The organism is Streptococcus oralis subsp. dentisani, from assembly GCF_002096685.1.
GTDB lineage: Bacteria > Bacillota > Bacilli > Lactobacillales > Streptococcaceae > Streptococcus > Streptococcus oralis_AD.
The window spans coordinates 24,079-37,124 of the sequence record NZ_NCVA01000038.1 but is presented as its reverse complement, the minus strand read 5'-3'; the positions used below and the strand labels follow the sequence as shown (position 1 = coordinate 37,124).

The window sequence follows — 13,046 nt, the reverse complement described above, 5'->3', positions numbered from 1 at the left end:
CAAGTTAAGAGTGAAGGAGAAAGGAATGCTTAAAAATCGTTTAAAAGAGCTTCGGGCTCGCGATGGTCTCAATCAGACCGAACTGGCCAAGTTAGCAGGGGTTTCCAGACAGACCATTAGCCTACTAGAACGGGATGAGTACACCCCGTCCATTGTCATTGCCCTGAAAATATCTCAAATTTTCAACGAAACAGTCGAATCGGTATTTCGCTTGGAGGAGGACGAGTGATGAACAAGTATAAAGTGATTTATTATATGAGTGTTTTTGCCTTTATTGTGAATGCTTTCGCTATGATTGGAACATTATTCGGTTGGTTTTATTTTGTTGAAAGTAAGTATTTGTTTTGGATTAATTTAGTCCTCTTGTCCATTTTCAATTGGTTAAAGAAGAAGGAGAAAAATGATGAACAAGTATAAAGTAATCTATTATGTAGTTGCCATAGCTCTATTAGTCAGTGTGTTTCTACTGATTGGGATGGACCTAGGCTGGTTTAATCCGTATCAAAGTGACCAATTTGTTTGGGCCTACTTTGCTCTCATCCCAGTAGTTGAATGGATTGAAAAGAAAACCAAAAATCTAGCAAGTGAAAAAGGAGAATGAATATGAAAAAGTTTTTAGCAGATTTTCAAGTAGATACTGAACACAAAGAACTTGCAGGTGTTTGTGCAGGTTTAGGCAATTATTTTAACATTCAAGCCAATATCGTTCGTTTGGTGACAGTCTTGCTGTTTCTCTCTTCGACAGAGATTGGGATTATAACAGTAACTCTCTATGCATATCTAGCAGGTTGGCTTGGCAATGAACCCTTGGGAGATGGAGCAAAAAAAGCGAGAAACCAAGCTATTCTCTTGTTTGCTGTCTGTTTGATTTTAGTATCACTTGGTTCAGAGGGATTGACATCTATTTTTGAATCAGGCAAAGCGTTTGGTCACTGGTTGGTTGGCTTGGCTTAGTTTAGAAAGAGGATGAATATGAAAAAGAAACGTGGATTGTTATTTTTAGCGGCTGTTGTCTTGGGAGGTTTCTTGGGCAGTTTTGCAGGGATGTTTAAGACACGTGCAGAATCCCATGGAACTATTTTAGATGTAAAGGTCTTGATACCATGGATATCAGCTATTTGTTTACTGTTAGGTTTTATTAGCATTCTTTTGACTTTCAATTTCTTAAAGAAAAGTAGAAAGTTTCACTCCTTGTATCAAGAGGAAATGGATGATGATCTGAATGAAACCTATTATGTGCAAATGTATCGTAATCTTGAGTTTGGAACCATCGCTTTTAATATAACAGGCGTAGCGATTTTATTGTCTCTCTTCATTTCAGGAAGTGAAGTAATTGTACTGAATGTAAGCTATCTAACATTATATCTTTCTTTTTTAGCATTAGCGATGGTTTTCAGTGCTCAAAAATATCTCTATAAAACAATTGCAATCGTTCGTCAGTTTGATTTGGAATTCTTCTCTACACCAAAGGATGTTTTGGACTATATAAATTCTTATGATGAAGGGGAGCGTCAGGCTAATTTGGAACAGAGTTTTCGGGTTTTATTCCAATTAAATCAGTATGTTTTGCCAGGTCTCTACTTTCTGATTGATCTCTTTTCTTTATTGACAGGAGAGATTCAGTTACTAGCTTTCTTGCTCGTAGGAACTATCCATATTTACATCAATGTAATGCAGTTACCTATGGTAAAACGCTATTTCAAATAGGAGTCTTTTATGAAATTACTTAAAAATCTTGGCTGGTTTCTTCTAGCTGTTGTATCCTTTTTCTTTGGCTATGGTCTGGTTCAGAGTATGGCTTTATCAGCTCTTGGACTAGGGGCTTCAATCTTTGGAGTTTTGCCACTCTATATCGCCCTGTCAGGGGCCTATGTTTATGGAGTTTACAAGTGGTATCAGACAGAAAAAGTTAGCATCCAGACGACGGCTTTTAATCGTTATATCTGGTTGCCAACACTGGTTTTGCTAGTGGCGATTACAGCCCAGTTCTTTTTGCCAGATGATCCGTCGGTCAATCAACAAATCGTATCACAATTGACATTGGCTCAGCCTGTCTTTGGTTTCTTTATGGTGGTGGTCTTTGCTCCTCTGACAGAAGAACTCATTTTTAGAGGGATGTTAGCGCGCTATCTCTTTCCTAAACAGAACAACAGCAAACAGACAGCTCTGTTTCTCCTCGTATCGAGTGTGCTTTTTGCCTTGATTCATTTTCCAGGAACTTTGCAACAGTTTTTAGTTTATGCCAGTCTGGGATTGAGTTTGGGTCTGGCTTATGTGAGTCGAAAAGGTCTTCTTTATAGCATTTCTTTACACGCTTTGAATAATTTAATCGGCTTTTTGATGATACTCATGCTATAATAGAGTCAGGAGGTCACATGAAACGAGTAATTTTATTAGCAGTGATGCAGGCGGTCGTTCTTTTCTTTATCATCGGGGCACTTGCCTATGCCTTTAAAGGCGACTTCTTTTACAACTATCTAGCAGTTGTCTTTGCGCCTATTGCAGGTGTCTTGCGTTTTGCTTCGGCTTATGCAACGGAGATTGTTCTACCTAAAAAGGCAGCTGAGATTGCTGAAAAGCGTAAAAAAGGTTAAGAATCATAATCAGAGAATCCGATGACGTTTTCATCGGATTTTTTGTCTGTTTGTTTTGATTTCTAAAGACAATCAAACTTTTCTGCTGATTTTCATGAAGAGCCTGCGCTTTTATGGTAAAATAGTAACAGAATAAAAGAGGAGAGAAAACATGAAACGTAGTATGTATGCTGGTCGTGTTCGTGAGGAACACATCGGACAAGAAATTACCTTGAAAGGATGGGTTGGGCGTCGTCGTGACCTTGGTGGTTTGATTTTTATCGACCTTCGTGACCGTGAAGGGATCATGCAGTTGGTTATCAACCCTGAAAAAGTTTCTGCAGAGGTTATGGCAACAGCTGAAAGCCTTCGTAGCGAATTTGTTATCGAGGTGACTGGTCAAGTCGTTGCGCGTGAGCAAGCCAATGATAAGTTGCCAACAGGTGCGGTTGAGTTGAACGTGACAGTTCTTACTGTGCTGAATACAGCCAAAACAACACCTTTTGAAATTAAAGATGGGATTGAGGCCAATGACGATACACGTTTGCGTTACCGTTACCTCGACCTTCGTCGTCCAGAGATGTTGGAAAATCTTAAACTTCGTGCTAAAGTGACCCACTCTATCCGTAACTACTTGGATGAGTTGGAATTTATCGATGTGGAGACGCCATTCCTTTCGAAGTCAACGCCAGAAGGGGCGCGTGACTATTTGGTACCATCTCGTGTCAATAAAGGGCATTTCTACGCTCTTCCTCAAAGCCCACAGATTACCAAACAGCTCTTGATGAATGCTGGTTTCGACCGCTATTACCAAATCGTCAAATGTTTCCGTGACGAGGACTTGCGTGGTGATCGTCAGCCTGAGTTCACTCAGGTCGACTTGGAAACATCCTTCCTTACTGAGCAAGAGATCCAAGATATCACAGAAGGCTTGATTGCCCGCGTAATGAAAGAAACTAAAGGCATCGACGTGACGCTTCCATTTCCTCGTATGAAATACGATGATGCGATGGCTCTTTACGGTTCTGACAAACCTGATACCCGTTTTGACATGTTGCTTCAGGACTTGACAGAAGTTGTCAAGGGTGTTGATTTTAAAGTCTTCTCAGAAGCACCTGCCGTTAAAGCCATTGTGGTCAAAGGAGCTGCAGATAACTACTCACGTAAAGACATCGACAAGATGACCGAAGTAGCCAAACAATATGGTGCCAAAGGTCTTGCTTGGGTCAAGGTTGTTGATGGAGAATTAAACGGACCAGTTGCCAAGTTCTTGACTGGTATCCAAGCAGAATTGACAGCGGCACTTGGTCTTGAAGATAAGGATTTGGTTCTATTTGTGGCGGATACGCTGGAGGTAGCCAATGCAACCCTTGGTGCCCTTCGTGGCCGTATTGCCAAAGAGCTTGGCTTGATTGATAACGATAAATTTAACTTCCTTTGGGTGGTTGATTGGCCAATGTTTGAATGGTCTGAAGAAGAAGGTCGTTACATGAGTGCTCACCATCCATTTACCCTTCCACAGGAAGAAACAGCTCACGAATTAGAAGGTAATTTGGCAAATGTTCGTGCCATTGCTTACGATATTGTCTTGAACGGTTATGAGCTTGGTGGTGGTAGCCTTCGTATCAACCAAAAAGACCTTCAAGAACGCATGTTTAAGGCTCTTGGTTTCTCAGCTGAAGAAGCAAATGGCCAGTTTGGCTTCCTTCTTGAAGCCATGGACTATGGTTTCCCACCACACGGTGGTTTGGCTATTGGTCTTGACCGTTTTGTGATGCTCTTAGCAGGAGAAGAAAATATCCGTGAAGTGATTGCCTTTCCTAAGAACAATAAGGCAACCGACCCAATGACACAAGCTCCATCAACAGTCGCTCTCAAACAACTAGAGGAACTCAGCTTACAAGTAGAAGAAGATGAAACAAGCAAAACGAATTAAGCGGTGGCGCTATTATCTGCGCCGCTTTGCTTATCAGATAAAAATCTTACGAGTTTTACAAAGTATCTCTCGGGAAAAATATGATGAGAAAATCTCGGCTTCTCTGGTTTATGGCTTTCTGTCAGCAGTAGCGGTCAATTTCTTTTTTCAACCAGGACACGTTTATTCGAGTGGTGCGACGGGTCTGGCACAGATTATCTCTGCCTTGAGTCATCACTGGTTTGGTTTTTACATTCCGATATCGCTGACCTTTTATGCCATTAATATCCCACTGATGATTTTGGCTTGGTATCAGATTGGACATAAGTTTACGGTCTTTACCTTTATCACGGTATCCATGAGTTCCCTCTTTATCCAGTTTGTGCCCGTTGTGACGCTGACAGAGGATCCCATTATCAATGCTCTCTTTGGGGGTGTTGTCATGGGCTTGGGAATCGGCTTTGCTTTGCGCAATAGTATTTCCAGTGGAGGTACAGATATTGTCAGCCTCACCATTCGCAAGAAAACGGGGAAAAATGTCGGCAGTATTTCCTTCTTGGTAAATGGGACTATCATGTTGATTGCTGGATTGACCTTCGGTTGGAAATACGCCCTCTATTCTATGATTACCATCTTTGTATCGAGCCGTGTGACAGACGCGGTCTTTACCAAGCAAAAACGCATGCAGGCCATGATTGTGACCAGTAATCCTGACAAGGTAATCGAAAAAATCCATAAAAAATTGCACCGCGGAGCTACTATGATCCACGATGCGGAAGGAACCTATAATCATGAGAGAAAAGCAGTCTTGATTACGGTTATCACGCGAGCAGAGTTTAATGATTTTAAACACATCATGAAACAAGTCGATCCGACAGCTTTCGTCTCTGTATCCGAAAATGTCCACATCTTAGGACGATTCGTAGAAACAGACAATTAATAATACTCAAAAGACCAGCCTTAAGGCTGGTCTTTATTTTTCGATAATTTTGTGGGCAATCAACTGGCGGTAACAAATCTGTTTATTGTTTTTAGCATCGTTGATGATCTGGAGAATGGTTTCAAAGGAAACGCGCCCGAGTTCCAAGCTATTGATATCCACATAGGCTGCCAAGTTCAGTTTAGGGTTGACCGAGTCAAAGCTGAGGACAGGGACATCCAGTTGGTGTTTTGCAATGTAATCACAGACCCCTGCAGCAAGAAGGCTATCAATAGTAATAATAGCATCAATATTTGGATCATGTTCGAAGAGAAGTTTACTAAAGCGATAACCATTATCTTCAAGAAATTCGGTCGCAAAGTAGGTCAGATTGGGATCAATAGGAAGTTGGTATTGTTTAAGAGCTAACTCATAACCCATTAGACGATCTTGTGTTACGAAAAGTTTTTTGGTTCCTCCAATAAAGGCAATTCGCTTGCACCCTTTTTTGATGAAATATTCTGTTGCATCAAAACCTGCCTGGACATTGTCATTATCGACAAGCGGAATGAAGGGAGATAGAGATTTACCTAAGATAAGGAAAGGAAATTGCTCATCGGCTACTAGTTTAACCAAAGGATCCTCTTCTTGTGCATAGAGGAAAATCAAACCATCTACACGCTTACCATAGACCATCTGAGAAATAGCCTTGAGCCGCTCTTTTGCATCTTTCCCCGTTGCAATTTGAATAGCATAGTGGTTCTCAGATGCGACTTGGGCGATCCCTCGTAGGACAGATGGGAAGAAAGGATTTTGGTAGAAGGCATCCGAGTCGTCAGGCAATACCAAACCGATAACTTGAGTATAGCTACTAACTAGACTACGAGCATTGAGATTGGGATGGTAGTTGAGTTCCTTCATAGCCTTGCGAACTCGTTTTTTGGTTTCATCACTAATTGTTGATTTGTTTTGAATAACGCGGGTTACGGTTGAAGGTGAGACACCTGCAGCCTTGGCCACATCTTTAATCGTAACGGGCATAAAAATCTCCTATTTATGATAATCTGGATCACGGAAATGTGTTTTGTAAAAAATGGTGACCAGATAAAGAACAAAAAGAATGTTTTGTACAGTGATCAGGGTTGTCATATTTTGACCAAAAAGTCCCAAAATAAGGGTAATCAGAGTTGGTAATCCTAAACAGTTCAAGATAAAATGGTAGCACTCTTTAAAGGTTCTAAATGAAAAGAGGCGTGATTTTTTGGTGATATAAAGGAGAAGACTAGCTCCAAGAGAGACAATGAAGAAATTCAATCCAAAGAGGAAGCTTGCACCGAGAACTAGAAAGAGACTGATATAGACCCGATTTTGTTGGTACCAGTCTTTAGAAATGGCCTGGGTTAGCTCTTCCTTACTTTGGAAACTCTCTGTCTGAATCGCATGATAGCGAATACGAGTCAGCTCTTTACTTTCCTTGCTGATGACGAGTTCTTCCGTATCAAAATGAAGTTGCAGATCCTTTGGCAATTCCTTACTTTGACTTGAACCAATCAGAAGAGAAGGTTGCTGATTCTTCGTACCTGAGTAGTTCAGCTTTCCATCTACGATTTGTACATTCTCTGACAAGTCCATGATGGCTTCATCTGTCAGTGGAGTATAGACATTATCGATAAAAGTATCCAGTGGATACGTTTCCTGTGAACTGTTTTGAATGGCAATCGGAATCATAGACAAACTGATGAGGAAAATGCTCGTAAAGAAAAGCTGAAACCAGTTGAGTCCGAAACGTTTTGAAAGGGGCTTACGAAATCCCCAGATACTAGAGAAATACGAGAATGGATATGGAAGCATAGGCATCTTTCTAAAAGTGTTTTCTATATGAGTATTATTATATAGAGAAATGTGCTTTATTTCAAGTCTAGTAGATAAATTGCTTTTTGCAAGAATATTATTTACAGTAACAATCGCTAATACTCAATGAAAATCAAAGAGCAAACTAGGAAGCTAGCCGCAGGTTGCTCAAAGCACAGCTTTGAGGTTGGAGATAAAGCTGACGTGGTTTGAAGAGATTTTCGAAGAGTATAAAATGAAAAAGGGTGGCGGGGATAAATTATCCCTTGTCGCCACCACTTGTAAGTCCTGAAACAAAGTTCTTTTGTAGGAAGAAGAAGAGAATACAGATTGGAAGGGCGATGAGGATAGCACCTGCTGAGAAGTAGGCAATCTTCATGTTTTTCACATTGCTAACGAAGGTTTGGAGACCAACGGCAACAGTAAAGTATTCTTTCTCACGAAGCAAGAAACTAGAGAGGATGTAGTCCCCGAAAGGTCCCATGAAGGCCCAGAGAGCTTGTACAGCTACCATTGGGCGAACGAGCGGAAGGACAATTTGCCAGAAGCGACGGAAGTGTCCCGCACCATCTAGTTTCGCAGATTCGTCAAGAGACATTGGCACGGTATCGAAGTAACCTTTCATGAGCCAAGCATTCATCGGAATACCTCCACCAACGTAGAGGAAGATGAGGAACCAGCTATGGTTAAGGGCGTTCAACATAAGCGCCATAACGAAGAAGGCTGTCAAAGCGGCCATGGTTGGCACCATTTGGATAATCAAGAAGAAGACCAAACTTTGCTTACGAGCCAAGAAGTTGTAACGACTGTAGGCGTAACCTGCAAGTACGATGATACTTGTTTGAACAGCCATTGTGATAAAGGCAATAATCAAAGTATTAAGGTACCAAGTACCGTACAAAGTTTCCGTAAAGAGTCCTTTAAAGTTATCAAAATTAAAGTCGATGTTGGTATCGAGTTTAAAGGCTGCGACGTTACCTGTTTTAAAGGCTGACATGATGGTAATCAAAAGCGGATAGATAATCACGATTGATAGGCCAATCAAGTAGAGGTAAGTGAGGGTTTGAGTCAGTCTACGTTTGAGTTTGATTGAGTTATTCATCTTAGACGTCCTCCATATCAAATGCGTGTAGTTTCTTGAATGCGATCATAGAGATAGAGATGACAATGATTGAGATAATCAAGGTAACAGCTGCCGCCATAGAGTATTGAGGAGATGTACCTGTTGTCAAACGGTAAATCCATGAAATCAAGATATCAGTTGAACCGGCTCCGCCTCCGACAGTACCAGGACCTCCACCATTAAAGAGGTACATGATAGAGAAGTTGTTAAAGTTGAAGGTGTATTGGCTAATCAATGTTGGTGCTGCAACAGCCAAGATCATAGGGAAAGTGATGTTGCGGAATTTTTGCCAAGCATTGGCACCATCGATGTAAGCCGCTTCGTAGAGGTCGTTAGGAATAGACTGCAAGATACCCAAGGTCAAAACGTAGATGTATGGGAATCCTAGCCAACCTTGCATCATAATCAAGGCAACCTTAGTCCAAGTTGGATTTGTTTTCCAAGGGATAAGAGCTCCATCTAGGAAAGGAAGGACCTTAGACAAAAGAGGCAAGACTTGCGTGTTGATAGCACCAACACTATCATTAAACATATTTGAGAATGTCAAGATAGTGATGAAGGCTGGAACTGCCCAAGGAAGAAGGAAAATAACACCGAAGATACGTTTTCCTTTGATAAATGGTTGGTTAGCAATGATTGCTGTAAAGATACCAATGACAATCTGCAAGGTAGAGGCAGCCAAGGCCCAGATAATGGTCCAAGAAAGAACAGAACCAAAGGCTGAACGGAAGGTGCTCAAGCTCCAGATGTTTGTGAAGTTCGTCAAACCAACCCAGTCCAACAATTTGTTTGGTGGCAAGTGTTGGAAGTCATAGTTGGTAAAGGCAATCATCAAGGTTACGATAACTGGGAAGATAATCGCAAATGTCATCGCTACATACGATGGGATAATCAAAAGGTATGGGAATCCATTCTCATAAATACCTTTAATCATATCCTTGAAGGTATGAGCTACAGGAATACCGTTGTTGATACGTTTAGCAGTCGTATGTGCATCTTTGATATTAAAGATATAAAAGAGCAAGTAAACGACAACAAAGATAGAGTGAAAAGCACCACGAATCAGCATGAAAAGTGAATTGTCACGACCAGGTTTCACACCAAGTGTGATCAAATTGCTCAATTCAGGGCTTGCAAGTGTTAGAAAATACAGAACAAATAAAACAGTAACACCAAGGAAAATAAATCCTTTAGCTTTTTGTTTGTTATAGATTTGTCCTAAACCAGGAATGATTGACAGCAAGGCTGCTTTGCGAGGCTGTTGTTTTTCCATGATTACTCCTTTCATAGGATGCGAGATAAAACTCGGGTTCAATCGCAAGATACGCATATCTGATGAGAAACGCATCTATACATTCAAAGGGGGATTTTACTTCCACCCCCCTTGAACAAATCAATTATTCACCAAATTTTTGTTTGATTGTTTCTTTGATCAATGTTACAGCATCGTTAGCAGCTGTTTTCGCATCTTTTTTACCACTTACAGCTTCAAAGAGCATTGTTTTAGCTGGATCCCAAACAGCTGACATTTGTGAGATGTTTGGCATTGGTTGAGCGTTCTTGAACTGTTCGATAACAGCTGTTGTCAACTCATCTTTTTTACCTTCAGCATAAGTACGAGCTTCTGTGTTAGCTGGAATTTCGTTGGTTGCATCGTAGAAGGCTTTTTGTTGTTCAGTTGATACAAGGAAGTCTACAAATTTTTGAGCAGCTTCAAGGTTCTTAGTGCTTGATGGAATGATCCAAGCTTTACCACCACCGAATGTTTCGTAGTTTTTACCGTTTGGAAGAGTTGGGATAGTAGCAACACCGTAGTTTACTTTAGCATCTTTGAATGCTTGAGCTTTCCAAGGACCATCGATGATAGCAGCAGTTTTACCTTCTTGGAATTGAGTTTGGATTAAGTTTGGAGCTCCTTCAGTATCTTGCATACCTTTAGGCCATTTTTCGTACCAAGATTTAGCGTAGTTGATAGCTGTAATGGCACCTTCGTTTGCAAGTCCGATGTCTTTAGGATCTTTACCGTTTTGTCCGAATACGTAAGCACCGTTACCAGCAAGAAGTCCGTATGAGTAGTAGAAGTTTGTCCAGTCAGCAAGGAAGGCAGTTGTTTTACCATCTTCACCAGCGAAAGCGTATTTGCTGTCTTTAGCAAGGTTTTCTAAATCAGCAAATGTTTTTGGAGCTTCTTTAAGTAAGTCTTTATTGTAGTACAAAACGAGTGATTCGATAACGGCTGGAGCACCATACACTTTACCACCAACAGTTACAAGAGATTTTGTTTTATCGTCTGTTTTCGCTCCGTCACCAAGAGTAACTTCAGAAAGTTGTCCGTCAGTACCAAGGCTACCTACACGGTCGTATGGAGCCATCATAACATCAGCAGCTTTACCAGATTGGTTGTCAAGTGAAAGATTGTCAAGACCACCCATTTGGTCTCCTGTTTTGATAGTAACTTTTACACCTGCTTCTTTTTCATAAGCTTTTGCAGCTGATTCAGCAAAGGCTTTATATTGGTCTTCAACATAGAAAGTGAGTTCTTTTGCTTCTGAAGAGCTAGTATCAGCCGCTTTATCAGCAGATTTGCTTCCGCAAGCTACCAAGAGCAAGCTAGCAAGAGTAGCAGTTCCGAGCACAGCAGCGCTCTTCATGAATTTAGATGACATAGTGTATTCCTCCTAAAGAATAACAAAAATAATTTAATGAGAAAACGCAAACGTTTTCTTTTATGTGCCTAGTATAGCACAAACGGAAAACGGTTGCAAGTATTTTTAGAAAAAATTTTAAAAAAATTTTAAGGTTTCAAACATTTGTTAAAGCCCTTATATAAGAAAGAACTTAAAATATTTGTTTTTCTTGAATTGAAAATATATTAGGGAAACGATTGCGTAAATTAAGCTCGATTTTTCAGAAAATAGAGCAGATGTTTGGAATGAATTATCTTAAATCAGGAAATTTTTAAAAAATTTTTCGCTCATTTCATAAAATATCAGTGGGAACAAGTTTTGGTTGATTAAAATAATTCAAAAAAATTTTTTAAAAACGCTTGCATTTGTGTTTAAAATGCGCTATACTTAACTTAACGCAAACGTTTGCGCCTTGATTGCGCAACGTTTTATAACAAACACATGAGGTGCTATTATGAAAAAACGTCAAAGTGGTGTGTTAATGCACATCTCTTCTCTACCAGGAGCATACGGGATTGGATCATTTGGTCAGACTGCCTATGATTTCGTTGATTTCTTGGTTCGTACGAAGCAACGTTACTGGCAAATCCTCCCTCTTGGGACAACAAGCTATGGAGATTCTCCATACCAATCATTCTCGGCCTTTGCTGGAAATACACATTTTATCGACCTTGACATCTTGGTAGAGCAAGGTTTGTTGGAAGCTAACGATCTTGAAGGTGTTGACTTTGGTAGTGATGCATCTGAAGTTGACTATGCGAAGATTTACTACGCACGTCGTCCGCTTTTAGAAAAAGCAGTTAAACGCTTCTTGGAAGTGGGTGATGTCAAAGATTTTGAGAAATTTGCTCAAGACAACCAATCATGGCTTGAACTCTTTGCAGAGTATATGGCGATTAAAGAGCATTTTGACAATCTTGCTTGGACAGAATGGCCAGACGCAGATGCTCGTGCGCGTAAAGCTTCAGCACTTGAAGGCTACCGTGAGAAATTGGCAGACAAGTTGGTTTACCACCGTGTGACTCAATACTTCTTCTTCCAACAATGGTTGAAATTGAAAGCCTACGCTAACGACAACCACATCGAAATCGTTGGGGACATGCCTATCTATGTAGCGGAAGATTCAAGCGACATGTGGGCAAATCCACACCTCTTCAAGACAGATGCCAATGGTAAAGCAACTTGCATCGCAGGATGCCCACCAGATGAGTTTTCTGCAACTGGTCAACTTTGGGGGAACCCAATCTATGACTGGGAAGCGATGGACAAAGACGGTTACAAATGGTGGGTTGAACGCTTGCGCGAAAGCTTCAAGATCTACGATATTGTTCGTATCGACCACTTCCGCGGTTTCGAATCTTACTGGGAAATTCCTGCTGGTTCCGATACAGCAGCACCTGGTAAATGGGTAAAAGGTCCAGGCTACAAGCTTTTCGCAGCTGTTAAAGAAGAGCTTGGTGAGCTAAACATCATCGCTGAAGATCTTGGTTTCATGACAGATGAAGTGATCGAGTTGCGTGAACGCACTGGCTTCCCAGGAATGAAGATTCTTCAATTTGCCTTCAACCCAGAAGACGAAAGTATCGATAGCCCGCACTTGGCACCTGCCAACTCTGTTATGTACACAGGAACACATGATAACAACACTGTTCTTGGTTGGTACCGTAATGAGATCGATGATCCAACTCGTGAATACATGGCTCGTTACACGAACCGTAAAGAGTACGAAACAGTGCCACACGCAATGCTTCGCACAGTATTTTCATCCGTTAGCTTCATGGCTATTGCAACCATGCAAGACTTGTTAGAACTAGATGAGTCAGCTCGTATGAACTTCCCATCTACCCTTGGTGGAAACTGGTCATGGCGTATGACAGCAGATCAACTCACACCAGCTGTTGAAGAAACTTTGCTTGACTTGACTACAATTTATCGCCGAATTAATGAAAATTTGGTAGAATTAAAGAAATAAGACAAT

Annotated in this window: 15 protein-coding genes; 10 read left to right on the top strand and 5 right to left on the bottom strand. The window is 40.9% G+C overall.

Annotated elements, in window-relative coordinates; translation table 11 throughout:
• Positions 1-25 precede the first annotated feature (25 nt).
• The 9 genes from B7705_RS09620 (at position 26) to B7705_RS02255 (ending at position 5,428) form a co-directional block, all read left to right on the top strand.
• Positions 26-229 (top strand): helix-turn-helix transcriptional regulator, encoded by a 204-nt coding sequence (locus tag B7705_RS09620; protein ID WP_084945484.1) that lies wholly within the window; start codon positions 26-28, stop codon positions 227-229.
• Complete coding sequence (locus B7705_RS02290) at positions 229-417, top strand: hypothetical protein (RefSeq protein WP_038804241.1); 189 nt, start codon at positions 229-231, stop codon at positions 415-417. The genes B7705_RS09620 and B7705_RS02290 overlap by 1 nt, the downstream gene beginning before the upstream one ends.
• Positions 404-601, top strand: a complete 198-nt coding sequence (locus B7705_RS02285; protein ID WP_001046133.1) for a hypothetical protein — start codon at positions 404-406, stop codon at positions 599-601. Before B7705_RS02290 ends, B7705_RS02285 begins: the two co-directional genes overlap by 14 nt.
• 2 nt (positions 602-603) lie before the next feature.
• Positions 604-954, top strand: coding sequence for a PspC domain-containing protein (locus tag B7705_RS02280; RefSeq protein ID WP_084947406.1), 351 nt, complete (start codon positions 604-606; stop codon positions 952-954).
• Between the two features lie 18 nt (positions 955-972).
• A complete protein-coding gene (locus tag B7705_RS02275; RefSeq protein WP_162284863.1) occupies positions 973-1,707 on the top strand; it encodes a DUF3169 family protein in 735 nt (244 codons plus the stop codon).
• 9 nt (positions 1,708-1,716) lie between these two features.
• Positions 1,717-2,358 carry a CPBP family intramembrane glutamic endopeptidase gene (locus tag B7705_RS02270; protein WP_084947401.1) on the top strand — a complete coding sequence of 214 codons (642 nt, stop codon included), beginning with the start codon at positions 1,717-1,719 and terminating at the stop codon, positions 2,356-2,358.
• Positions 2,359-2,375: 17 nt separating this feature from the next.
• Complete coding sequence (locus B7705_RS02265) at positions 2,376-2,594, top strand: hypothetical protein (protein ID WP_084947398.1); 219 nt, start codon at positions 2,376-2,378, stop codon at positions 2,592-2,594.
• 151 nt (positions 2,595-2,745) lie between these two features.
• Positions 2,746-4,509: an aspartate--tRNA ligase gene (gene aspS, locus B7705_RS02260; protein WP_084947395.1), complete on the top strand. Its 1,764-nt coding sequence runs from the start codon at positions 2,746-2,748 to the stop codon at positions 4,507-4,509.
• Positions 4,487-5,428, top strand: coding sequence for a YitT family protein (locus tag B7705_RS02255; RefSeq protein WP_084947392.1), 942 nt, complete (start codon positions 4,487-4,489; stop codon positions 5,426-5,428). The genes aspS and B7705_RS02255 overlap by 23 nt, the downstream gene beginning before the upstream one ends.
• Positions 5,429-5,461: 33 nt before the next feature.
• On the opposite strand, the gene B7705_RS02250 is transcribed toward B7705_RS02255, so the two are convergent.
• From B7705_RS02250 to B7705_RS02230, 5 genes are all read right to left on the bottom strand, one after another.
• A complete protein-coding gene (locus tag B7705_RS02250; RefSeq protein ID WP_084947389.1) occupies positions 5,462-6,448 on the bottom strand; it encodes a LacI family DNA-binding transcriptional regulator in 987 nt (328 codons plus the stop codon).
• Positions 6,449-6,457: 9 nt separating this feature from the next.
• Complete coding sequence (locus tag B7705_RS02245) at positions 6,458-7,258, bottom strand: DUF1189 domain-containing protein (RefSeq protein ID WP_084947386.1); 801 nt, start codon at positions 7,256-7,258, stop codon at positions 6,458-6,460.
• A 259-nt stretch (positions 7,259-7,517) separates the two neighbouring features.
• Entirely contained in the window at positions 7,518-8,360 is an 843-nt protein-coding gene (locus B7705_RS02240; protein WP_001065653.1) for a sugar ABC transporter permease, read from the bottom strand.
• Between the two features lies 1 nt (position 8,361).
• Positions 8,362-9,654, bottom strand: a complete 1,293-nt coding sequence (locus tag B7705_RS02235; protein WP_162284862.1) for a sugar ABC transporter permease — start codon at positions 9,652-9,654, stop codon at positions 8,362-8,364.
• A 124-nt stretch (positions 9,655-9,778) separates the two neighbouring features.
• On the bottom strand, positions 9,779-11,047 hold the full coding sequence (locus B7705_RS02230) for an extracellular solute-binding protein (protein WP_084947383.1): 1,269 nt from the start codon (positions 11,045-11,047) through the stop codon (positions 9,779-9,781).
• A 475-nt stretch (positions 11,048-11,522) separates the two neighbouring features.
• Between B7705_RS02230 and malQ the strand changes: the two genes are divergently transcribed.
• Complete coding sequence (gene malQ / locus B7705_RS02225; protein ID WP_084947381.1) at positions 11,523-13,040, top strand: 4-alpha-glucanotransferase; 1,518 nt, start codon at positions 11,523-11,525, stop codon at positions 13,038-13,040.
• The last annotated feature ends 6 nt before the right edge of the window (positions 13,041-13,046 follow it).

Excerpts from the sequence above, each read along its gene's own strand:
- B7705_RS02235 (WP_162284862.1), bottom strand. The coding sequence starts at position 9,654 with ATGGAAAAACAACAGCCTCGCAAAGCAGCCTTGCTGTCAATCATTCCT.
- B7705_RS02240 (WP_001065653.1), bottom strand. The coding sequence starts at position 8,360 with ATGAATAACTCAATCAAACTCAAACGTAGACTGACTCAAACCCTCACT.
- B7705_RS02250 (WP_084947389.1), bottom strand. The coding sequence starts at position 6,448 with ATGCCCGTTACGATTAAAGATGTGGCCAAGGCTGCAGGTGTCTCACCT.
- B7705_RS02280 (WP_084947406.1), top strand. The coding sequence starts at position 604 with ATGAAAAAGTTTTTAGCAGATTTTCAAGTAGATACTGAACACAAAGAA.
- B7705_RS09620 (WP_084945484.1), top strand. The coding sequence starts at position 26 with ATGCTTAAAAATCGTTTAAAAGAGCTTCGGGCTCGCGATGGTCTCAAT.
- malQ (WP_084947381.1), top strand. The coding sequence starts at position 11,523 with ATGAAAAAACGTCAAAGTGGTGTGTTAATGCACATCTCTTCTCTACCA.
- B7705_RS02270 (WP_084947401.1), top strand. The coding sequence starts at position 1,717 with ATGAAATTACTTAAAAATCTTGGCTGGTTTCTTCTAGCTGTTGTATCC.
- B7705_RS02285 (WP_001046133.1), top strand. The coding sequence starts at position 404 with ATGAACAAGTATAAAGTAATCTATTATGTAGTTGCCATAGCTCTATTA.
- B7705_RS02230 (WP_084947383.1), bottom strand. The coding sequence starts at position 11,047 with ATGTCATCTAAATTCATGAAGAGCGCTGCTGTGCTCGGAACTGCTACT.
- B7705_RS02265 (WP_084947398.1), top strand. The coding sequence starts at position 2,376 with ATGAAACGAGTAATTTTATTAGCAGTGATGCAGGCGGTCGTTCTTTTC.
- aspS (WP_084947395.1), top strand. The coding sequence starts at position 2,746 with ATGAAACGTAGTATGTATGCTGGTCGTGTTCGTGAGGAACACATCGGA.
- B7705_RS02275 (WP_162284863.1), top strand. The coding sequence starts at position 973 with ATGAAAAAGAAACGTGGATTGTTATTTTTAGCGGCTGTTGTCTTGGGA.
- B7705_RS02255 (WP_084947392.1), top strand. The coding sequence starts at position 4,487 with ATGAAACAAGCAAAACGAATTAAGCGGTGGCGCTATTATCTGCGCCGC.
- B7705_RS02245 (WP_084947386.1), bottom strand. The coding sequence starts at position 7,258 with ATGCTTCCATATCCATTCTCGTATTTCTCTAGTATCTGGGGATTTCGT.
- B7705_RS02290 (WP_038804241.1), top strand. The coding sequence starts at position 229 with ATGAACAAGTATAAAGTGATTTATTATATGAGTGTTTTTGCCTTTATT.